Here is a 20,837-nt window from a genome sequence, read left to right on the forward strand (position 1 = left end):
GCTCAATGCAACAGGGACGTGACGCCCGGACGGGACTACGCAGGATTTCCCCCGAAATCAGGGGAAAGTCGACGAAAACCAACCGGGATCGGCGAGACCCGCAGGCCAGGCAGAAAATTCTGCGAAAGGCCCGCGTCCCGGCACGGATCAAGGCGCACCTCCCGCGCCGGCGCATCGCAGAAAGGACTGCCGAGATGGCAACGACGACCGCCGTGAAACCGCTGACCGCCTTCAGCTACGTCACCTTCGACGTGGTCGGCACGCTCATCGACTTCGAAGGAGCGATCAAGGAAGGCCTCGCCACCATCGCCGCAAAGGAAGGCGTAGACATCGACGGGGAGGCAGCGCTGTCGGTCTACCGCGACGCCCGCTACGAGCCCGGCGCGGGCCTCTTCCCCGACGACCTGGGCCGCTGCTATTCGCGTATCGCCGCAGCCTTCGGCCTGCCCGATACCGAGGAGTACCGCCAGCTGATGATCGACACCGTGGGTGAGGCGAAGCCGTTCCACGACAGTGCCGAGGCGATGGCGAAGCTCAAGGCGCGCTACAAGCTGATCGCCATGACCAATGCCCGTCGCTGGGCCTTCGAGAAATATGCCGAGAAGCTGGGGCAGCCGTTCTGGGCGGGCTTCACCACCGATGACACCGGCTGCGAGAAGCCGAACCCCGACTACTTCCACCAGGTCTTTGCCTATGTGGAGACGGACGGCGGCTCGAAGGACGACATCCTGCACACCGCGCAGAGCCAGTACCACGACATCGGCATCTCGCGCGAGCTCGGCATGACCAACGCCTGGATCCAGCGCCGCCACGCGCAGAAGGGTTACGGCGGGACCATCGAACCGAAGGAATTCACCGAGCCCGACTACCACTTCCACGCGCTGATCGAACTGGCCCTCGCGGCTGACGAGGCCTTCGGCGCGTAACCCCGCGAAGCATCTGGTCCGAGGCGGCACGAAGACCGTCCGGGCCCGTACAACCACCACAACAGGGAAGACTGACATGACCAAGACCCCTACCAACTGGACCGGCCGCGATGACGCGATGGTCGAGCATATGATCCGCCGCGGTGCCTCGCGCCGGGATCTGCTGAAGATGCTTATGTCGTCGGGCGTCGCTGCCGCCGCGGGCGGCTCGCTGCTGCTGCGCGCCTCGGCCGCCGTCGCCGCGACCCCGGTCTCGGGTGGCTCGCTCAAGGCCGCCGGTTGGTCGTCCTCGACCGCCGACACGCTCGACCCGGCCAAGGCGTCGCTCTCCACCGACTACGTGCGCTGCTGCGCCTTCTACAACCGCCTGACCTTCCTCGACGAGGCCGGGCAGGTGCAGATGGAACTGGCCGACGCGGTCTCCTCGGATGATGCGCAGAGCTGGGAAGTGAAGCTGAAGTCGGGCGTCACCTTCCACGATGGCAAGGCGCTCTCGGCCGATGACGTGGTCTACTCGCTCAAGCGCCACCTCGACGAGGCCGTCGGCTCCAAGGTGAACTCGATCGCCAAGCAGATGACCGAGATCTCCAAGGTCGACGACCTGACCGTGAAGATCGTGCTCTCGGCGCCCAACGCCGACCTGCCGACCATCCTCGCGCTGCACCACTTCATGATCATTGCCGACGGCACCACGGATTTCTCCAAGGCCAACGGCACCGGCGCCTTCATCTGCGAAGCCTTCGAGCCCGGCGTGCGCTCTGTCGCGGTGAAGAACCCCAACTACTTCAAGGCCGAGGGCCCGTATCTCGACAGCTTCGAGTTCTTCGCGATCCCCGACAACAACGCCCGCGTCAACGCACTGCTGTCGGGTGACATCCAGCTCGCCGCCTCGGTGAACCCGCGCTCGATGCGGATGCTCGAGGGGCAGGATTCGGTGATGACCTCGGTGACCACCGCGGGCAACTACACCAACCTCAACATTCGTCTCGATCTCGAGCCCGGCGCCAAGGCCGATTTCGTCGAGGGCATGAAGTATCTTGTCAACCGTGAGATGATCCAGAAGTCGGTGCTGCGCGGCTTTGCCGAGATCGGCAACGACCAACCCGTGTCGGCGGCCAACCGCTACCACAACCCGAACCTCGCGCCGCGCGCCTTCGATCCGGAAAAGGCTAAGTATCACTTCGAGAAGGCCGGCTTGCTGGGCACCGAGATCCCGATGGTCGCCTCGGATGCCGCATCGTCGTCGGTCGACATGGCGACGTGGTGCAACAAGCGGGCAGCGAGATCGGCATGAACCTCAAGGTCGACCGCGTGCCCTCGGATGGCTACTGGTCGAACTACTGGCTGAAGGCCCCGGTTCACTTCGGCAACATCAACCCGCGACCGACGCCGGACATCCTCTTCTCGCTGCTGTATTCTTCGGACGCGCCGTGGAACGAGAGCCAGTACAAATCCGAGAAGTTCGACAGCATGATGGTCGAGGCGCGCGGTGCGCTCGACGAGGAGAAGCGGACCGCGATGTACTGGGAGATGCAGGAGATGATCGCCAACGAGGCCGGCACCATCATCCCCGCCTACATCTCCAACGTCGACGCTGTCTCGAACAAGCTGGGCGGCCTCAAGGCCAACCCGCTGGGCGGCATGATGGGCTACGCCTTCGCCGAATACGTCTGGCTCAACGCCTGATCTTCGCGCACACTCCGGGCCCGCGCCAGACGCGGGCTCGGTCTTCGATTTTTCAGACACCCCCGGCCGAAAGAGGTGCCCCACTTGCCCCAATCGCTCACGCCATGGTTCCTGGTGATACAGCGGCTCGGCATCGCCCTGCTGACGCTGGTCATCGTCTCCTTCGCCGTCTTTTTCGCCACCGAGCTGCTGCCCGGTGACGTTGCCGAGATCCTTCTGGGTCAGGCCGCCACCCCCGAGGCGGTCGCCGGTCTGCGCGAGGCGATGGGCCTGAACGAGCCCGCGCTCAGCCGGTTTGTCGGCTGGCTCTTCGGACTGGCGGGCGGCGATCTGGGCACCTCCTACGTGAACAAGATGGAAGTGGTGGAGCTGATCTCGGGCCGACTGGGCAACTCGCTGAAGCTCGCCGGCGTGACGACGCTGGTCTCGGTGCCGGTCGCGCTGGCGCTGGGGATCGGCGCGGCCATGTGGCGCGGTTCGCTCTTCGACCGGATCGTCTCGGTGCTGACCATCTCGGTGATCTCGGTGCCCGAGTTCATGGTGGCGACGCTCGCCGTGCTGATCTTCGCGGTCTGGCTCGGCTGGCTGCCGGCGCTGAGCTACGGCGCCGACGTGAGCTCGCTCTCGGCCATGCTCAAGGCCTACGCGATGCCTGTGATCACCCTCGCGTTCGTGGTCTCGGCGCAGATGATCCGCATGACACGTGCCGCGGTAATCGAGACCATCAACACCCCCTATGTCGAGATGGCTCTGCTCAAGGGCGCCTCGCGCAAGCGCATGGTGCTGGGCCACGCGCTGCCCAACGCGCTGGGGCCGATCGCCAACGCCGTGGCGCTGTCGCTGAGCTACCTCGTCGGTGGGGTGATCATCGTCGAGACGATCTTCAACTACCCCGGCGTCGCCAAGCTGATGGTCGATGCGGTCAGCACCCGCGACCTGCCGCTGATCCAGTCCTGCGCGATGATCTTCTGCGTCAGCTACCTGTCGCTGATCACCCTGGCGGACATGATTGCAATCCTTTCCAACCCGAGGCTGCGTCGATGATGGCTGAAGCTACCACCACCACCGCCAAGGGCACGCCGAAGCGCAAGGGGCCGGGCTATCGCTTCAACTGGGTCGGCAGGATCGGCCTCGCGATCATCCTCTTCTGGGCCATCGTCGCCGTCGTCGGGCCGTGGCTGGCGCCGCATCCGCCCGGAGAGATCGTCGACTGGGATTACTTCGGCCCGGTGACCAAGGATTTCTGGATGGGCACCGACTATCTTGGGCGCGACATCTTCTCGCGCATCCTGATGGGCGCGCGCTACACCGTCGGCATCGCCCTCGCCGCGGTGACGCTGGCCTGCACGCTGGGGGTGATCCTCGGCATGGTGGCCGCGGTCGCGGGCGGCTGGTTCGACATGATCCTGTCGCGGCTGCTGGATGCCTTCAACGGCATCCCCTCGCTGCTCTTCGGCCTCGTCGTCGTGGCCGCCGTCGGCTCGTCGATCCCGGTGCTGATCCTCACCCTGACGGCGATCTACATGCCGGGCTCCTACCGCTTCGCCCGGGCGCTGGCGGTCAACGTCAACACGATGGATTTCGTCACCGTCGCCCGCGCCCGCGGCGAGAGCACGCCCTACCTGATCCTGCGCGAAATCTTCCCCAACATCCTCGGCCCGGTGCTGGCCGACCTCGGCCTGCGCTTCGTGTTCATCGTGCTGGTACTCTCGGGCCTGTCGTTCCTCGGTCTCGGCGTGCAGCCGCCCAACGCCGACTGGGGCGCGCTGGTGCGCGAGAACATCGAGGGGCTGAGCATTGGCGCGCCGGCGGTGATCTTCCCCTCGATCGCCATCGCCTCGCTGACCATCTCGGTGAACATGTTCATCGACAACCTGCCCACCAAGATCCGCGACAGGAGCGAATGATGACCAACCCCCTCGTTTCCGTCCGCGACCTGCGCATCGGCGCGACCACCGACGCCGGCCGCAAGGTCGAGATTATCAAGGGCGTCAGCTTCGACATCGCGCCCGGAGAGATCGTCGCGCTGATCGGCGAGAGCGGCTCGGGCAAGACCACCATCGCGCTCTCGCTTATGGGCCACACCCGCACCGGCTGCCGCATCGACGGCGGCAGGATCCGGCTCGGCACCTCAGAGATCACCGCCATGTCCGAGCGCGCCCGCGCGCGGGTGCGCGGCACCGAGGTGTCCTACGTGCCGCAATCGGCCGCCGCGGCCTTCAACCCCTCCAAGCGGATCATGGACCAGGTGATCGAGATCGCCGCCATCCACGAGCTGATGCCGCGCGCCGAGGCCGAGAAGAAGGCGGTCGAGCTCTTCCGCGCCCTCGCCCTGCCGGAGGCCGAGACCATCGGCCAGCGCTACCCGCACCAGGTCTCGGGCGGGCAGCTGCAGCGGCTCTCGGCGGCGATGGCGCTGATCGGCGATCCCAAGCTGGTGATCTTCGACGAGCCCACCACGGCGCTCGACGTGACCACCCAGATCGAGGTGCTGCGCGCGTTCAAGTCGGTGATGCAGAGGGGCGGGATGGCCGGCGTCTACGTCAGCCATGACCTCGCCGTCGTGGCGCAGATCGCCGACCGGATCATCGTGCTGAAGGGCGGCGAGATTCAGGAGGTCGGCGGCGCCGAGCAGATCCTGCACGCTCCGCAGCATCCCTACACAAAGCAGCTTCTGGCGGCCTTCGAGCCGGTGCCGCATCAACCCATTGCCCAGCCCGAACAGGCCGCCAAACCCAAGCCGGTTCTCGAGGTCTTCGACCTCTGCGCCGGATACGGGCCGCTGCGTGACGGCGTGCCCTTTGCCAAGATCCTCAAGAACGTGAATTTCAAGCTCGAGCGCGGCCGCAACCTCGGGGTGATCGGCGAGTCCGGCTCGGGCAAGTCGACGCTGGCGCGGGCGATCGCAGGGATCCTGTCGGCCTATCGCGGGGCGGTGATGGTCGACGGCAAAGAGCTGAAACCCGACCTGCAGAACCGGTCCAAGGACGACCTGCGGCGCATGCAGATGGTCTTCCAGCTGGCCGACACCGCGCTCAACCCGGCGCATTCCATCGGCGCCATCCTCGCCCGGCCGCTGACCTTCTACGAGGGGCTGCGCGGCAAGGCGCGCGAGGCGCGGGTGATCGAGCTGCTCGACATGGTGCACCTGCCCGCCGCCCTGCGGCATCGGTTGCCCGGCGAGCTCTCGGGCGGGCAGAAGCAGCGGGTGAACCTTGCCCGCGCGCTCGCCGCCAGCCCCGAGCTGATCCTCTGCGACGAGATCACCTCGGCGCTCGATACGGTAGTGGCGGCGGCGATCCTCGAATTGCTGAAGGAACTGCAGCGCGAGCTGGGGCTGAGCTACATGTTCATCAGCCATGATCTGTCGACGGTCGAGGCGATCTGCGACGACGTGCTGGTCATGTACAAGGGCGAGGTGGTCGAGGCGCTGCCCGCCGCGCGGATGTCCACCGAGGCGACGCATCCCTATTCGCGGCTGCTCATCTCCTCGGTGCCGCAGCTCGACACCGGCTGGCTGGCCGGGCTCGAGCAGGACCCAGAGCTGGTGGCGCAATTCGCCAATCGCTGAGGACAGCGTGGCGCGGGTGCCGAGGCTCCCGCGCCGTATCCCCATGACCCTGCACCGCGCCCTTCAGACCTTGTCGGCGAAAAGGTGGGTCAGCGGCATCTGCGTCTTGGAGAACGGCGTCTTCATCACCACGAAGCTGAAGTACTTGTCGATCCCGACATTGCGGTCGATCAGCCCCTCGATGATCGTCTGGTAGTCCGAGATCGAGGCGGTGACGAATTTCGCGAGGTAGTCGTAGCCGCCCGACACAAGGTGACATTCGACGCAGCATTCGACCTTTTCCAGCGCTTCCTGGAAACGGGCGAAGTCGATCTGGCGGTGGTTGCTCAGCGTGAACTCGGTGAAGACGGTCAGCGTCTCGCCGAGCTTGGCCATGTCGATCTGCGCCGCGTATCCGGTGATGTAGCCGGCTTTCTGCAGCTTCTTGACCCGCATCAGGCAGGGCGAGGGCGACAGGTGCACGAGGTCGGCCAGCTCGACGTTGGTGATCCGCCCGTTCCGCTGCAACTCGGCGAGAATCTTCAGGTCGATCCGGTCGAGCTTGTAGCGGGGGGTCATGGTCTTTTTTCCTCGGAGTCTGCGCGCCGTACGCTCCTTGTGAAGGGCAGAGCGGCCCCCAAGTCAACCGCATTCGACAGGAAATGCCGTGACGGGCCCGTGATCCGGCACATGCGTCTGGGGGCACCATCGTAGAAGATCCCGGGACTACAGGAGAAGAACATGACCGCGCCCTTGCTGCACATCGAGACCCGGAACGACCTGCCCGAAACCGCCGATTGCGTGGTGATCGGCGCGGGCATCGTCGGCACCAGCGCCGCCTACTGGCTGGCGCGGGCGGGGATGAAGGTGGTGCTGCTGGAAAAGGGCCGCGTCGGCGCCGAGCAATCGAGCCGCAACTGGGGCTGGTGCCGCCAGCAGAACCGCGATGCGCGCGAGCTGCCGCTTTCCACGAAGAGCCTTTCGCTCTGGGAGGAGATGGCCGCGGACATCGGCGAGGACCTCGGCTTCCGGCGCTGCGGGCTGCTCTACCTCTCGGACGATCAGGCCGAGCTCGACGGCTGGGCGCGCTGGGGCACCTTTGCCCGCGGCGAGGGCGTGGACACGCGGATGCTTAGCGAAGCCGAGGCGACGGAGCGCGGTGCTGCCACCGGCAAGGCGTGGAAGGGCGGCGTCTGGTCGCCGACCGATGGCACCGCCGATCCCTCGCGCGCTGCCCCGCTGATCGCCAGGGGCGTCCTCAAACACGGCGGCGCGGTGATCCAGAATTGCGCGGCACGCGGCATCGAGACGTCCGGCGGCGCGGTCTCGGCGGTGATCACCGAGAAGGGCACGATCCGCACCAAACAAGTGGTGCTCTCGGGCGGAGCCTGGGCGGCGAGCTTCCTGCACCAGTCGGGCATCTTCTTCCCGCAGGCCTCGGTGCGCAGCTCGATCCTGTCGGTGGCCCCCGGCACCGAGGGCCTGCCGCCCGCGCTGCACACCGCCGCCGTCTCGATCACCCGGCGCGGCGACGGGGCGCACACTCTGGCGATTTCGGGGCGCAGCAACATCGATCCGACGCCGGGCACCATCCGCGGTGCGAAACACTTCCTGCCGATGTTCGCCAAGCGCTGGCGTGCACTGTCCCCGGGTGGGCTGCAGGCGTGGAAGGCGGGCTTCGAGACCCGCGATATCTGGGCGCTCGACCATGAGACCCCGATGGAGCGGGTACGCATTCTCGACCCCAAACCTTCGGAGATCCTCATCAACGAAACCCTCGCCCGCGCCCGCAAGCTGCTTCCCGCGCTCGGGAAGGTGCCGGTGCAGGCCAAGTGGGCGGGCTATATCGACAGCACCCCCGACGGCGTTCCGGTGATCGACACGGACATTGGCATCGCGGGGCTGACGCTGGCGGCGGGCCTCTCGGGCCACGGCTTCGGCATCGGGCCGGGGGTCGGGCATCTGGTGGCGGACATGCTGACCGGGCGCGCGCCGATCACCGAGCCGGCGCAATATAGGCTCAGCCGTTTCGAGACCTCGCAATGGGGCAAGGTGGCGAAATTCTGACCTCACGCCGCGAACCTCGCGATCGACATCGCCGCGATTGGTGTCGCGCTTGTGCCGGTGGCGATCAGCTCGGCCATTGTGTCGCCGACGCCGGGCCCGAGCTGGAAGCCGTGGCCGCAGAAGCCAAAGGCATGGAAAAGCCCCGGCGTGCTGCCCGAGGCGCCCATGACAGGCAGCATGTCCGACAGGTACCCCTCGCAGCCCGACCATTGCCGGATGATCGTCACGTCGGCGAGGGCGGGGCAGAGCTGCACCACCTTGGCGAGCTGCACCGCCAGCCCGGCGGGATCGTATTGCGCAAAGCCCGTCCCTGCCACCGGTACCCGCGGCACGCCGCCGCCGAAGACCACGTTGCCGCGCTCGACCTGCCGCAGGTAGGCGCCGCTGTCCTGCGACCAGATGCCGACCACCGGCAGGATGCGGTGGGGCAGGGGCTCGGTCACCCCCATCTGCGGCCCGTGTGCGGTCAGCGGCACCGGCTCGCCGAAGTGGCGGGCGATCTCGGCGCCCCAGGCCCCGGCGCAATTGACCAGCACGTCGGCGCCGAAGGAGCCCTGCGTAGTACGGACCTTGAAGCCGGCCTCCGTCTTCTCGATCCGGGGCTCGCCGGCATGGGCGATGATCTCCGCCCCGGCGCGGGAGGCGGCATCGGCGAAGGCGGGCACGACCAGCCTCGGGTTGGCGCTGCCGTCGCGGGGCGAGAAGCTGGCGCCGATCGCCGAGGGGCCAAGGCCGGGAAAGCGGCGCCGGATCTCCGCCGGCTCCAGCTGGTCGAGCTCCAACCCCCAGGGCCGGGCGGCCTCGGCAAAGCGCAGCATGTCGGCGCGAGAGGCCTCGTCGAAGATCAGCCGCAGGTGACCTGTGGCGCGGAATTCGACGTCTCGGCCGAGCAGCTCCTCGGCGCGGCTCCACAGGTCGAGCGAGCGCTTCGCCAGCGGCAGCTGCTCGAGCACCCGGCCGGTGCGGCGGATGTTGCCGAAAGAGGCGACGGTGGCCCCGGCACCGACATGGCCGCGCTCGATCAGCCGCACGCGGATGCCGCGCCGCGCCAAGAAGAAGGCCGTCGCGCTGCCCATCAATCCGCCGCCGAGTACGATCACCTGCATGACAAATCCTTTCCGTCTCGCGGCAGGAAAGCCCTTCGCGGGCCTTGCGGTCAAAGACGGGATATGACGAGTGTCATAAGTCAGACCTATGGAGCGGCCCATGCGCGCACGTCAGCTTGAAGTCTTCACCGCGGTGATGCGGGCGGGCACGGTGACCGAGGCGGCGCGGATGCTGAACATCTCGCAGCCCGCGCTCAGCCAGGTGTTGCGCCACACCGAGGACGATCTGGGCTTCGCGCTCTTCGACCGCGAGAAGGGGCGGCTGAGGCCCACGCCCGAGGCGCTCGAGCTTTACCCTGAGGCCGAGCGGCTGTTCGGCGAATTGGAAGGGCTGCGCCGGATGACTGCGGATTTGCGACAGGGTCGGGCCGGGCTGGTGCGGATCGGCTGCTCGACCCCGCCGGCCATGTCGCTGCTGCCGAGGGTCATGGCGGCCTTCCGGGCCCGGCACCCCGATATCGCGCTGCGCTGCAACGTGGCGCCGGTGCAATCGCTGCGCACCATGCTGCGCGAGGGCGACACGGCGCTTGCGCTGGCGCTCACCGACCAGATGCCCGAGGACATCGAGGTCGAGGTGCTGGGCCGCACCGGGTTCTGCTGCCTGCTGCCGAAGGGCCATTCGCTCGCCGCGCGGGCAGCCATCGCGCTCGGGGATCTTGGCGAGGAATTCGTCATCTCCTACCGCTCCGCCACGCGCCCCTTCGACGAGCTGGACAGGCGGCGCGCGCCTGGGGCATCGCTTCGAGCCGCGGCTGGAAATCGACACTTCGATCTCGGCAGTCGGATTCGTGCAGGCGGGTCTGGGGATCGCGGTGGTCGATTCCCTGCTGCCCTGGGAGCAGTTCGACGGGATCGAGATCCGCCCGCTGGACGGAGCGCCCGCGCTTCCGCTGTCGCTGCTGACCCTGCGCGGCAAGTCCCTGTCGCGCGCCGAGGGCCTCATGCGCGCGCAGATCCGCTCGCTTCTGCCCGAGGGCCTCTCTCGCCCATAGGCTCGACTTATGGCTCTTGGCCGCATCCGACTTGGACCGCCGCTCCGTCCTCTGCTCGACTGGGGCAAACGGAACGAAAGGCGATGACCCATGGACGGCCAACTCCCGGCGGAAGACTGGAAAATCGGTGTCGATATCGGCGGCACCTTCATGGACTTCTGTGCGCTCGAGGCCCGCTCGGGGCGCATCGCCTCGCTCAAGGTGCTGACCACGCCCGACGATCCCGGCGCCGAGCTGCGCACCGGGCTTGATCTGCTGGCCGAGAGAGAGGGGCTGGATGCGTCGGCGGTCAGCCGCTTCGTGCATGGCACCACGGTGGGCATCAACACGATCATCCAGCGCAAGGGCGCGAAGCTCGCGATGTTCACCAACGCGGGTTTCGAGGACGTGATCGAGCTGGCCCGACTGCGGATGCCGGACATGTACTCGCTGTTCTGCCAGCGCCCCGATCCGCTGGTGACGCGCGACATGATCTTCGGCCTGCCGGTGCGGATGCGCGCCGACGGACGGCGCAGCGACGCGCCCGAGGGAGCCGTGACCGAGGCCGTTGCCCGGGCGAAGGCAGCGGGCGCGGAGGGGATCATCGTGGCGTTGCTACACTCCTGGCGCGACAGCGCGCAGGAGGCCGAGATCCGGCAGCAAATCGTGGCCCTCGCGCCGGAGCTCTTCGTCTTTGCCTCCTCCGAGGTCTGGCCTGTGATCCGCGAGTACGAACGCACATCGACGGCGATCCTCAACGGCTACGTCCACCCGCGCGTCTCGGGCTATCTCGAGGCGCTGGAGGCGCGGCTTTCCACGCAAGGCGTGCCTGCCCGCGCCATGCTGACCAAGTCGAACGGCGGCGTGATGACCGCCGGAGAGGGGCGCCGCGATTGCGTGTCGATGCTGCTCTCGGGCACCGCCTCGGGGGTGATCGGCGCGGCCTGGCTGGCGCGGCAGGCGGGCGAGAGCCGCATCCTGACGCTCGACATCGGCGGCACCTCGGCCGATTTCGCGCTGATCATCGACGGCGAGGTGCAATTCGGCTCGGACGAACTTGTGGGTGAATTCCCGCTGCACATCCCCTCGGTCTCGGTCAGCTCTATCGGGATCGGCGGCGGGTCGATCGCCTCGGTCGACGCGCATGGCGTGCTGCGCGTGGGGCCGGAGAGCGCGGGCTCGGTGCCCGGCCCGGCCTGCTACGGGCGCGGCGGCATCCGCGCCACGGTGACCGACGCCATGGCGGTCTGCGGTTGGCTGGGGCATTCGGAAATGGCCTATGGCCAGCTCGACATGCAGGTCGAGCTGGCGCGCGAGGTCGTCGGCGCTCTGGCCGCGCAACTGGGTCGCGGGGTCGAGGAGACGGCGCAGGCGATCCTCGACATCGCGGTGTCGGAAATGTTCGTCGAGGTCGAGAAACTGTCGTCCCGCGCCGGGGTCGACCTGCGGGATTTCGCGCTGATGCCCTTCGGCGGCGGCGGTCCCATGCTGGGCGCCTTTCTCGCCCGCGAGCTGGGAATGCCGCGCGTCATGGCGCCGCGTCGCCCGGGCGTGGTCTCGGCGCTTGGCGGGCTGGTGGCGGACTTGAAGGGCGACTTCATCCGCACCGTCTTTGCCGATCTCGACTCGGCGCGGCTTCCGCTGCTTCAGGAGCAGTTCCGCGCGCTTTCCGAAGAGGGCCGCGCCTGGCTCGAGGCGCAGGGCCATGACGGGGCAATCGAGCTGAAGCTCTCGGCGGACATGCGCTACGCCGGGCAGAGCTACGAGATCGAGGTGGCGCTGGCGCCCGATTGGCTCTCGGACCTCGACCGGATCACCGGGGCCTTCCACGCCACCCACCGCCGCATCTACGACTTTGACGACCCCGAGGGTCGGATCGAGATGGTCAACCTGCGGCTCTCGGCCATCGGCGCCGGGCCCAAGCCCGATCTTGCCGAGCTGGCGCAGGTCGAGGCGGGGGAGAGCCGCGAGGTGCAGGTGCATATCGGCGGCTGGCGCCCGGTGCCGCTGCACAGCCGTGCCGCGCTGGCCCCGGGCGCCACCTTCGACGGCCCTGCCATCGTCGCACAGGAAGACACGACCTTTGCCATTCCGGCGGGCGCAAGGGCGCGTGTCGACGGCCATCTCAACATTCACCTGCAGTTCGAGGACTGACCCATGTTCGACAAGATGACCCTCCAGGTGCTCGCCAACCATGCCCGCGCCGCGGCCGAGAACATGGCCCACACGCTGCACCGCACCGCGCATTCCGCCTTCGTCAAGGAGACGCAGGACTTCACCGTCATGCTGATGGACCGCGCGGGCGATACCTTTGCCGTGCCGATGGATCTGGGCGCGACCTGGTATCCGGGGCTGACCTACGGCCGCGCCATCGACATGGTGGAGGAAGAGTATCGCCCCGGCGACGTCGCCTTCACCAACGATCCCTATTCCGGCCACGTGGCGACCCACGCCCCCGACACGCATCTGTGGAAGCCGGTCTTCGCCGACGGCGAGATCGTCGCCTGGACCGGCGGGCACATCCACAACACCGACATGGGCGGCGCGGTGCCTGCCTCGCTGTCGCGCTCGCTGACCGAGGTCCACCAGGAAGGCCTGCGCTTCCCGCCGATGAAACTGGTGCGCGAGGGGGTCTTCGATGAGCAGATCATGAAGATCATGTCGACCAACGTGCGCAAGCCCGCGCTCAACATCGGCGACATAAAGGCGCTGGTCGGTGCGCTCGGCACCGGCGAGCGCAAGGTGCATGCGATGATCGAGCGTTTCGGCAAACAGGGCTTCGTGCAGGGCGTCGCGGCGCTGATGGATCAGGCCGAGGCGCAGGCGCGCTCGGTGCTGGCTGAAATCCCGGACGGCCAGTACGTCTTTGCCGACTACGCCGACGAGGACAGCGACGAGGCCAACCCCTGCCGTCTCACGCTGACGCTGACCATCCGCGGCGAGGAGGCGATCCTCGATTTCACCGGCTCGGACCCGCAACTGGCCTCGTCGCTCAACGTGCCCTCGGGCGGCGACCCGCGCCATACGATGCTGCTCGTCGGGGTCTACTACGTGCTTTACACGCTGAACCCGCGCATCCTGCTGAACACCGGGCTCACGCGCCCCTTCACCTGCATCACCCCCGAGGGCACGGTGCTCAACCCGGTGTCGCCTGCGGCGGTGGGGATGCGCTCGCTGACCTGCGCGCGGCTGCGCTCGGTGATCTTCGGGGCCTTCGCTCAGGCGATCCCGAAGCGGATGCCCGCCGCACCCGCCGGCAACAACTGCATCGTCAACGTGATGACCCGCGACGAGCGCAGCCAGAAGACGGTGATCGCGGCGGTGAACCCGGTGGTCGGCGGCGGCGGCGGCATGCCGCATCGCGATGGCACCAACGGCTCGGGTGCGGATGCGGCCTATCTGAAGAACACGCCGATCGAGATCACCGAGACCGAGGTGCCGGTCGAATTCGTCAAATACGGGCTGGCGCGCGACACCGGCGGCGCCGGGCGCTGGCGCGGCGGGCTGGCGACCGAGATGGCCTTCCGGGTCTTCACCCCCGACAGCCGCATCACCGCGCGCAACCGCGACCGCTCGTTCTTCCGTCCGTGGGGCACGGGCGGGGGCAAGGCGGCGGGGCTCGCCGACATGGTGGTCAATCCCGGCACCCCCGACGAGCGGCGCATGGGCTCTAAGGACACCGCGATCCTGCAGCCGGGCGATGTGCTCGAGGTCCGCTCGGCGGGTGGCGGTGGGCGCGGCAACCCGGCGGAGCGAGAGCCGTGGCGCGTCGCCCGCGACGTGGCGCGGGGCTATGTCTCGGCCGAAGCCGCCGCGCGCGACTACGGCGTGGTGCTGAAGGATGGCGCGGTGGACGAGGCGGCGACCGAGGCCGCGCGCGCCGTGATGCCGTCCCCTTCGGAGGCCTTTTTCCACTACGGTCCCGAACGCGAGGGATACGAGGCGCGCTGGACCGCCGAGGCCTACGACCGGCTGACCGGAATCCTCGCGGCGCTGCCGATCCACTGGCGCTTCTTCACCAAGACCGAGATCTTCCGCCGGATCGAGGGCAGTGGCGCGGAGGCCGTGGAGGCGGCCTTCGAAGCCACCTGCGCGCGGTTCCCCGAATTGCCGCGCCCGGCGGCCTGCGCCGAGGCGGCGGAATGAGCGGCGGGCGGCTCGTCCGCCTGGCCGAGACCGCTCGCGCGACGGTCGGCTTCGACTTCGACGGCGAGGCGCTGACCGGGCTCGAGGGCGACACGGTGCTGACCGCGATCCTGCTGTCGCGCCGCGCGCTCCGCCAGGCCGAGTTCGGCCCCGAGGCGCGGGCGGGCTTCTGCCTGATGGGGGCCTGCCAGGATTGCTGGATATGGCAGGAGGAAGGGCCGCGCCTGCGCGCCTGCTCGACCCCGTTGCGCGAGGGGATGCGGCTGCGCAGCGCTCCGGGCGCGGCGCAGTGGCCGGGCGGAACAGGGGGCACCGCATGACATGCGTGCTGATCGTCGGTGCCGGACCTGCTGGGGTCCGCGCGGCCGAGGCCCTCGTGGAGGCGGGGCTGCATCCGGTGGTGGTGGACGAGGCCGCCCGCGCCGGGGGGGCAGGTCTACCGCCGCCCGCCCGAAGGCTTCACGCGCCCGCCGGAAAAGCTCTACGGCCCCGAGGCCGCGAAGGCGGTCGCGCTGCATGCCACCTTCGACCGGCTGGTGGCCGGGGGCAAGGTGACCCACCTGCCGCAACGCTCGGTGATGGCGCTTCTCGCTGGCGTGGCGCATGTGCTGGGCGAGGCGCGGCAGGAGGTTCCCTACGACCGGCTGATCCTCGCCACCGGCGCCACCGACCGGCTCGCCCCGGTGCCGGGCTGGCAGGCGGGCGGCGTCTACTCTCTGGGCGCGGCGCAGATCGCGCTCAAGGCGCAGGGCGTCGCGCTTGGCCGGAGCATCGTGCTGGCCGGCTCGGGGCCACTGCTGACCCTGCTCGCGGCGCAGCTTCTGGAAGCCGGGGCGGAAGTGGCGGCGGTGCTCGACACCGCGCCGATGCGAGCGCAGCTGCAGGGCGGGTTGCGCATGGCGATGGCCCGCCCTCTGGTCACGCTGCGCGGCCTGCGGCTGCGCGCAGCGCTTGGCCGGCGTTACCATGCCGGCGTCTCTCTCACCCGGATCGAGACCGGCGAGGCCGGTCCGACGGCGGTGCACTGGCAGGATGCGCGCGGCAGCGCGCGCGAGACGTCCTGCGACATGGTGGGCCTTGGCTGGCACTTGCGCGCCGATGGTACGCTCGCGGATCTCGCCGGGGCCGCTTTCGACTGGAATTCCGCGTTCGCGCAATGGCTGCCCCGGGCCGATCCGCTGGGCCGCGCTGGCGCGGGGCTCTATCTTGCCGGTGACGGGGTGCGCATCCTCGGGGCGGATGGGGCCGAGCTCGCCGGCCGCGCCGCCGCCATCGCCTGCCTTCAGGACCTCGGTCTGCCGCACCCCGACCCCGCCTCGATCCTGCGCCGACTGAAGCGGATGCAGCGGTTTGCCGATGGGGTGGCGCAGGCCTTTCCCTGGCCCGCCGAGATGATCCGAAACCTGCCAGACACCACCACCGTCTGCCGTTGCGAGGGAATCTCGGCCGGCGACCTGCGCGCCACGCTCCCGCTTTCGGGGCCCGAGGCGAACCGGGCGAAGTCGCTCGCGCGGGTCGGCATGGGGCGTTGCCAGGGCCGCTATTGCCAGTTGTCGGGGGCAGAGATCATCGCAGCGGCGGCGGGCTTGGCGCCGCGGGATGTGGGCCGCCTGCGCGCCCAACCCCCGGCCCGGCCCGCATCGATCGGTGCATGGCTCAAGGCAGAAGGGACGCGCGAGGCAGAATAATCTGCCAGCGGGACGCATCCCGCAGAGAATTCTGCCGCAGCCCTGCTTTCGGCAGCTTCCGCCGGGCGCGGGCGCGCAGATTGCGGGCAAGGAACGACAGGAAACGCCATGCCCGGCTTCGACATCCCGCTGCCCTGCGGACATTTCATTGCGGGTCGCTACGTGCCCGGTGACGCTGCCATCGAGGTGATCTCTCCCTCGACCGGCCAGCGCATCGGGGGGATCCCGTGCGCCGATGCCGCGCTGGTGGGCGAGGCGGTCGAGGCCGCGCGCGCGGCCCGCGCCGCGTCGAACTGGGGCGGCATCGCACCGCGCGTACGGCTGGAAGCGCTGCATGCCTGGGCGGACCTGATCGAAGCGGAGGCCGACACGCTGGCCTATCTCGAGGCGGTCTGTTCCTCACGACCGCTGGCACAGGCACGGGTCGGCGACGTCCTGGTCACCGCCGAGCAGATCCGCTTCTTCGCCGAATTCGCCGACAAGGAAGGCGGCGCGCTTGTGCCGACCTCGGACAGCGCCTTCGGCTTCATCGCCGACGAGCCCTACGGCGTTGTCGGTGCGATCACCCCGTGGAACTTCCCGATCTCCATGGCGGGCTGGAAGCTCGGTCCGGCGCTGGCGGCGGGCAATGCGGTGGTGCTGAAACCCTCAGAGATGACCCCCTACAGCGCTCTCTACCTAGCCGAGCTCTCGGTGCGGGCCGGTATCCCGGCCGGGCTGATCAACGTGGTGCTGGGCGACGGGCCGGTCACCGGCACCGCGATCACCGGCCATCCCGGCATCGACAAGGTGTCCTTCACCGGCTCGACCCGCGCCGGCGCGGCGATCATGGAGAACATCGCCCGCACCGGGATAAAGCCGATGACGCTGGAGCTGGGCGGCAAGAGCCCCATGGTGGTCTTCGCCGATGCCGATCTCGATCTGGCGGCGGACTGCCTTGAGCGGGGCATCCTGCCCAACGCCGGACAGTTCTGCGTCGCGGGCTCGCGCATCCTTGTCGAGCAGGGCATCGCCGGGGCGCTGGCCGAGCGGCTGAAGGAGCGCTTCGCCCGCCATCTGCCCGCCGACACGCTGGCCCCCGAAGCCGGCTTCTCGCCGATCATCTCGGCCGGGCAGGTGGCGCGGATCGACGGCATCGTGCAGGCGGCGGCGGGGCAGGGGGGCGAGGTCCTCTGTGGCGGCGCGCCTTTCGCGCGCGAGGGCAGCTACTACCAGCCGACGCTGATCGCCGGGGTCACGCAGGACAACCCGGCGGTGACCGAGGAAATCTTCGGACCCGTCGCCACCTTCCAGACCTTCGACGGCGAGGAAGAGGCCATGGCGCTGGCCGCCCATCCGACTTACGGGCTGGCCGCCGGCCTCTTCACCCGCGACGTCAGCCGGGCGCTGCGCCTGTCGCGGCAGCTCGAGGCCGGGACCGTCTGGATCAACCGCTATGGCCGCTCGCGCGACCACATCCTGCCGACCGGCGGCTGGAAGGCCTCGGGCCTCGGCAAGGATCTCGGCCGCGAGGCCTACCTTGCAAACCGGCGCAGCAAGTCCGTACTTATCGACCTATGAATGGGGGAGCTTTCCATGAAGACCTATAACCTTGCCCTGATCCCCGGTGACGGGATCGGCGTTGACGTGACCGATGCCGCGATGAAAGTGCTGGGCGCCGTCGCAAAGGGGCGTTTCGCCTTCGAGACCACCTCCTTCCCATGGTCCTGCGAGTATTACCTCAAACACGGCCGGATGATGCCCGAGGACGGCATCGAGACGCTGCGCGGCTTCGACGCGATCTACCTCGGCGCCGTGGGCTGGCCTGCGACGGTGCCGGACTCGGTGTCGCTGCACGGGCTGCTGCTGCCGATCCGCAAGGCTTTCAACCAGTACGCCAACATCCGCCCGCACCGGCTGCTCGCCGGGGTCGAGGGGCCGCTGAAGGCCGAGGGCTTCGATATCCTCTGCATCCGGGAGAACACCGAGGGCGAATACTCCGGCGCCGGTGGCCGCGTGCACGAGGGCAAGGACAACGAGGTGGCGGTCGAGACCTCGGTCTTCACCCGCGCCGGGGTCGAGCGCATCCTGCGCTTCGGTTTCGAGCAAGCGCGCAGCCGCCGGGGACATCTGACCTCGGTGACGAAATCCAACGCGCAGAAATACTCGATGGTGTTCTGGGACGAGGTGACGCGCGAGCTGGCCGCCGAGTATACCGATGTCACCGTCAGCCACATGCACATCGACGCCATGGTCGCCAAGATGGTGATGGCGCCGCAGGATCTGGACGTGGTGGTCGCCTCGAACCTCTTCGGCGACATCCTCACCGACCTCGGCGCGGCGATCCAGGGCGGGCTCGGCTTCGCGGCTTCGGCGAACATCAACCCCGACCGCTCGGCGCCCTCGATGTTCGAGCCGGTGCACGGCTCGGCACCCGATATCGCCGGCAAGAACATCGCCAACCCGGTCGCCGCGATCTGGTCCGTGGCGCAGATGCTCGACCACCTCGGCGAGGCCGAGGCCTCGGCCGCCGTGCTTTCCGCCATCGAGGCGGCGACCGCCAACGGCATCGGCATTCGCCCCGGCCTGAACACCACCGACGAGATCACCGCGGCCGTCATCGCCGCTCTGGAGGCCTGAGCCATGACCGTTCACACCGCCTTTGCCGCCGACATCCGGACAAGCCTTTCCGATCCCGACCTCTTCCGCGAGGCTGCGCTGATCGACGGGCAGTGGATCGCCCGTGCCGACATGGAGGTCTCCAACCCTGCCACCGGCGACATCCTGGGCCACATGCCGGACTGCACCGCCGATGAGACCACGCAAGCGATCCTTGCCGCAGAGCAGGCAATGAAGGCCTGGAAGAAGAAGACCCACGCCGAGCGTGCCGACCTCCTGATGGCCTGGCACAACCTGATGCTCGAGCACGCCGACGATCTGGCGCTCATCCTCACCGCCGAGCAGGGCAAGCCGCTGGCGGAAGCCAAGGGCGAGATCCTCTACGGTGCCTCCTTCGTGCGCTGGTTCGCCGAAGAGGCGCGGCGGATCAACGGCCACATCATCCCCAGCCCGGTGCCGGGCAAGAAGATCTTCGCGATGAAGGAACCGGTGGGCGTCTGCGCGATCATCACGCCGTGGAACTTCCCCAACGCGATGATCACCCGCAAGGTGGCACCCGGCCTCGCGGCGGGCTGCACCATGGTGATCAAACCCTCGGACTTCACGCCCTATTCGGCGCTGGCGCTCTGCGTTTTGGCCGAGCGGGCGGGCATTCCGGTGGGCGTGCTCAACGTGCTGACCGGCCGCCCCGAGGAGATCGGCGCGACGCTCACCGCCTCGCCGGTGGTGCGCAAGCTCAGCTTCACAGGCTCGACCCGGGTGGGGGCGCTGCTTGCCGAGCAATGCGCGCCGACGCTGAAGAAGATGTCGCTGGAACTCGGGGGCAACGCGCCCTTCATCGTATTCGACGACGCCGATCTCGCGGCGGCGGTCGAGGGCGCCATGGCCAGCAAGTTCCGCAACGGCGGGCAGACCTGCGTCTGCGCCAACCGCATCCTCGTGCAGTCCGGCATTCACGATCGTTTCGTCGCCGCGCTGGCGGCGAAGGTCGATGCGCTGAAGGTTGGTGCAGGCACCGAGGAAGGCGCCCACATCGGCCCGATGATCAACGCCGCCGCGATCACCAAGATCACCGCCCATGTCGAAGACGCGCTGGCCAGGGGTGCAACCCGCGCCACGGCGACCCGCGATCTGCCCGCGCAATTCGCCGACCCGGTGGTGCTGACCGGCGCGACGCAGGAGATGCGGCTCGCCTCTGAGGAGACCTTCGGCCCGGTCGCGCCGATCTTTCGCTTCGAGACCGAGGAGGAGGCACTGGAGATCGCCAATGGCACGCCCTTCGGCCTTGCGGCCTATTTCTACACCACCGACATGGCCCGCGCTTTCCGCTTCGGCGAGGCGCTGGAGGCGGGGCTGGTAGGGCTGAACACCGGCGCGGTGAGCCACGCCGAGGCGCCCTTCGGCGGGGTGAAGGCCTCGGGCCTCGGCCGCGAGGGTGCGCAGGAAGGGATCGAAGAATATCTCGAGACTAAGGCCTTCCACTTCGGTGGGCTGTAACACCCTGGGAACACCTCGCGCACGGGCCCGCGCCATTTCGGCGGGCCCGTTTTCGACACAGACCGTTTCCATGATCACGCGAGTGAATGACCCGGCGCGAGCCTGCGTTCAACTGATCTGACTTCCTCACGGACGAGTACCGAGCGGTACAAAGCGAACGCGGCACCGGCACGCCAGATCCGTTTGGAACGGCGCGATTGAGCAGCTTCTCGCGCCTCCGCTGTACCTGACAAGCGCGGGGGCTCTGGGCTCGGAACCATTATGCGGCGGCGCCGAGAGCAGAAGCTCAGTTAGAGGCTGACCCCTCGCCGCTCCCAGCCCTGAACCGACATTCGCCAGGCTCGCCATTGCTGCGCTGCAGCTTCCTCAAACCTGACATCCAAACGCACATGCAGCCTTCTCATTTATCTCAGTTCGCAATGGCGTCATGGCAACCATGGGCAGTGGCGGCACGGATGTGCCGTTAAGCTTCTTGCTCGCTGTGCGCAGGCTGCGGCGGAAATGCGGCGCCTGACAAGGAATTCAAATCAGGTCGAGATGGGAGAATGGCGTTGTTGGACAAATCAGCTGGTGACCGCAGTCCCCCTTTCCCCAGACACACC

17 protein-coding genes and 2 pseudogenes are annotated in these 20,837 nt (G+C 68.3%); 17 read left to right on the plus strand and 2 right to left on the minus strand.

Annotated features, from left to right (window positions below; all coding sequences use genetic code 11):
* Positions 1–194 precede the first annotated feature (194 nt).
* The 6 genes from CLG85_RS21475 to CLG85_RS21500 all read left to right on the plus strand — a co-directional run bounded on the left by CLG85_RS21475 (position 195) and on the right by CLG85_RS21500 (position 6,183).
* Positions 195–926: an HAD-IA family hydrolase gene (locus CLG85_RS21475; RefSeq protein ID WP_260349981.1), complete on the plus strand. Its 732-nt coding sequence runs from the start codon at positions 195–197 to the stop codon at positions 924–926.
* A gap of 76 nt (positions 927–1,002) precedes the next feature.
* The gene (locus tag CLG85_RS21480) at positions 1,003–2,220 is read left to right on the plus strand and encodes an ABC transporter substrate-binding protein (RefSeq protein WP_260349982.1); all 1,218 of its coding nucleotides are present in this window, start codon (positions 1,003–1,005) and stop codon (positions 2,218–2,220) included.
* A complete protein-coding gene (locus CLG85_RS21485) occupies positions 2,217–2,612 on the plus strand; it encodes a periplasmic substrate-binding domain-containing protein (protein ID WP_260349983.1) in 396 nt (131 codons plus the stop codon). The genes CLG85_RS21480 and CLG85_RS21485 overlap by 4 nt, the downstream gene beginning before the upstream one ends.
* A gap of 75 nt (positions 2,613–2,687) precedes the next feature.
* Positions 2,688–3,656 carry an ABC transporter permease gene (locus CLG85_RS21490; RefSeq protein ID WP_260349984.1) on the plus strand — a complete coding sequence of 323 codons (969 nt, stop codon included), beginning with the start codon at positions 2,688–2,690 and terminating at the stop codon, positions 3,654–3,656.
* Positions 3,653–4,519 carry an ABC transporter permease gene (locus CLG85_RS21495; protein ID WP_217989764.1) on the plus strand — a complete coding sequence of 289 codons (867 nt, stop codon included), beginning with the start codon at positions 3,653–3,655 and terminating at the stop codon, positions 4,517–4,519. The genes CLG85_RS21490 and CLG85_RS21495 overlap by 4 nt, the downstream gene beginning before the upstream one ends.
* A complete protein-coding gene (locus CLG85_RS21500) occupies positions 4,519–6,183 on the plus strand; it encodes an ABC transporter ATP-binding protein (protein WP_095882642.1) in 1,665 nt (554 codons plus the stop codon). The genes CLG85_RS21495 and CLG85_RS21500 overlap by 1 nt, the downstream gene beginning before the upstream one ends.
* A gap of 63 nt (positions 6,184–6,246) precedes the next feature.
* On the opposite strand, the gene CLG85_RS21505 is transcribed toward CLG85_RS21500, so the two are convergent.
* Entirely contained in the window at positions 6,247–6,741 is a 495-nt protein-coding gene (locus CLG85_RS21505; protein WP_095882641.1) for an Lrp/AsnC family transcriptional regulator, read from the minus strand.
* Between the two features lie 162 nt (positions 6,742–6,903).
* On the opposite strand from CLG85_RS21505, the gene CLG85_RS21510 reads away from it, so the two are divergent.
* Complete coding sequence (locus CLG85_RS21510; RefSeq protein ID WP_095882640.1) at positions 6,904–8,229, plus strand: NAD(P)/FAD-dependent oxidoreductase; 1,326 nt, start codon at positions 6,904–6,906, stop codon at positions 8,227–8,229.
* Positions 8,230–8,231: 2 nt separating this feature from the next.
* On the opposite strand, the gene CLG85_RS21515 is transcribed toward CLG85_RS21510, so the two are convergent.
* A complete protein-coding gene (locus CLG85_RS21515; RefSeq protein WP_095882639.1) occupies positions 8,232–9,335 on the minus strand; it encodes an NAD(P)/FAD-dependent oxidoreductase in 1,104 nt (367 codons plus the stop codon).
* A 169-nt stretch (positions 9,336–9,504) separates the two neighbouring features.
* On the opposite strand from CLG85_RS21515, the pseudogene CLG85_RS27875 reads away from it, so the two are divergent.
* The 10 genes and pseudogenes from CLG85_RS27875 to CLG85_RS21560 form a co-directional block, all read left to right on the plus strand.
* A pseudogene (locus tag CLG85_RS27875) lies at positions 9,505–10,002 on the plus strand (LysR family transcriptional regulator); the annotation flags it as partial.
* 121 nt (positions 10,003–10,123) lie between these two features.
* On the plus strand, positions 10,124–10,327 hold the full coding sequence (locus CLG85_RS28105) for a hypothetical protein (protein ID WP_512699383.1): 204 nt from the start codon (positions 10,124–10,126) through the stop codon (positions 10,325–10,327).
* 90 nt (positions 10,328–10,417) lie between these two features.
* A complete protein-coding gene (locus CLG85_RS21530; protein WP_260349987.1) occupies positions 10,418–12,460 on the plus strand; it encodes a hydantoinase/oxoprolinase family protein in 2,043 nt (680 codons plus the stop codon).
* Between the two features lie 3 nt (positions 12,461–12,463).
* The gene (locus tag CLG85_RS21535) at positions 12,464–14,452 is read left to right on the plus strand and encodes a hydantoinase B/oxoprolinase family protein (RefSeq protein ID WP_260349988.1); all 1,989 of its coding nucleotides are present in this window, start codon (positions 12,464–12,466) and stop codon (positions 14,450–14,452) included.
* Complete coding sequence (locus CLG85_RS21540) at positions 14,449–14,772, plus strand: (2Fe-2S)-binding protein (RefSeq protein ID WP_260349989.1); 324 nt, start codon at positions 14,449–14,451, stop codon at positions 14,770–14,772. Before CLG85_RS21535 ends, CLG85_RS21540 begins: the two co-directional genes overlap by 4 nt.
* Positions 14,769–14,837: pseudogene (locus tag CLG85_RS28110) on the plus strand (hypothetical protein); the annotation flags it as partial. The gene CLG85_RS21540 and the pseudogene CLG85_RS28110, both read left to right, overlap by 4 nt.
* A 193-nt stretch (positions 14,838–15,030) precedes the next feature.
* Positions 15,031–16,140, plus strand: a complete 1,110-nt coding sequence (locus CLG85_RS21545; RefSeq protein WP_512699382.1) for an FAD-dependent oxidoreductase — start codon at positions 15,031–15,033, stop codon at positions 16,138–16,140.
* A 108-nt stretch (positions 16,141–16,248) separates the two neighbouring features.
* Positions 16,249–17,700: an aldehyde dehydrogenase family protein gene (locus tag CLG85_RS21550; protein ID WP_260349991.1), complete on the plus strand. Its 1,452-nt coding sequence runs from the start codon at positions 16,249–16,251 to the stop codon at positions 17,698–17,700.
* A 15-nt stretch (positions 17,701–17,715) separates the two neighbouring features.
* On the plus strand, positions 17,716–18,759 hold the full coding sequence (locus CLG85_RS21555) for a tartrate dehydrogenase (protein WP_260349992.1): 1,044 nt from the start codon (positions 17,716–17,718) through the stop codon (positions 18,757–18,759).
* Positions 18,760–18,762: 3 nt separating this feature from the next.
* Positions 18,763–20,235 (plus strand): NAD-dependent succinate-semialdehyde dehydrogenase, encoded by a 1,473-nt coding sequence (locus tag CLG85_RS21560; protein ID WP_311735024.1) that lies wholly within the window; start codon positions 18,763–18,765, stop codon positions 20,233–20,235.
* Positions 20,236–20,837 lie beyond the last annotated feature (602 nt).

The organism is Alloyangia mangrovi (assembly GCF_002300555.2).
Taxonomy (GTDB): Bacteria; Pseudomonadota; Alphaproteobacteria; order Rhodobacterales; family Rhodobacteraceae; genus Salipiger; species Salipiger mangrovi.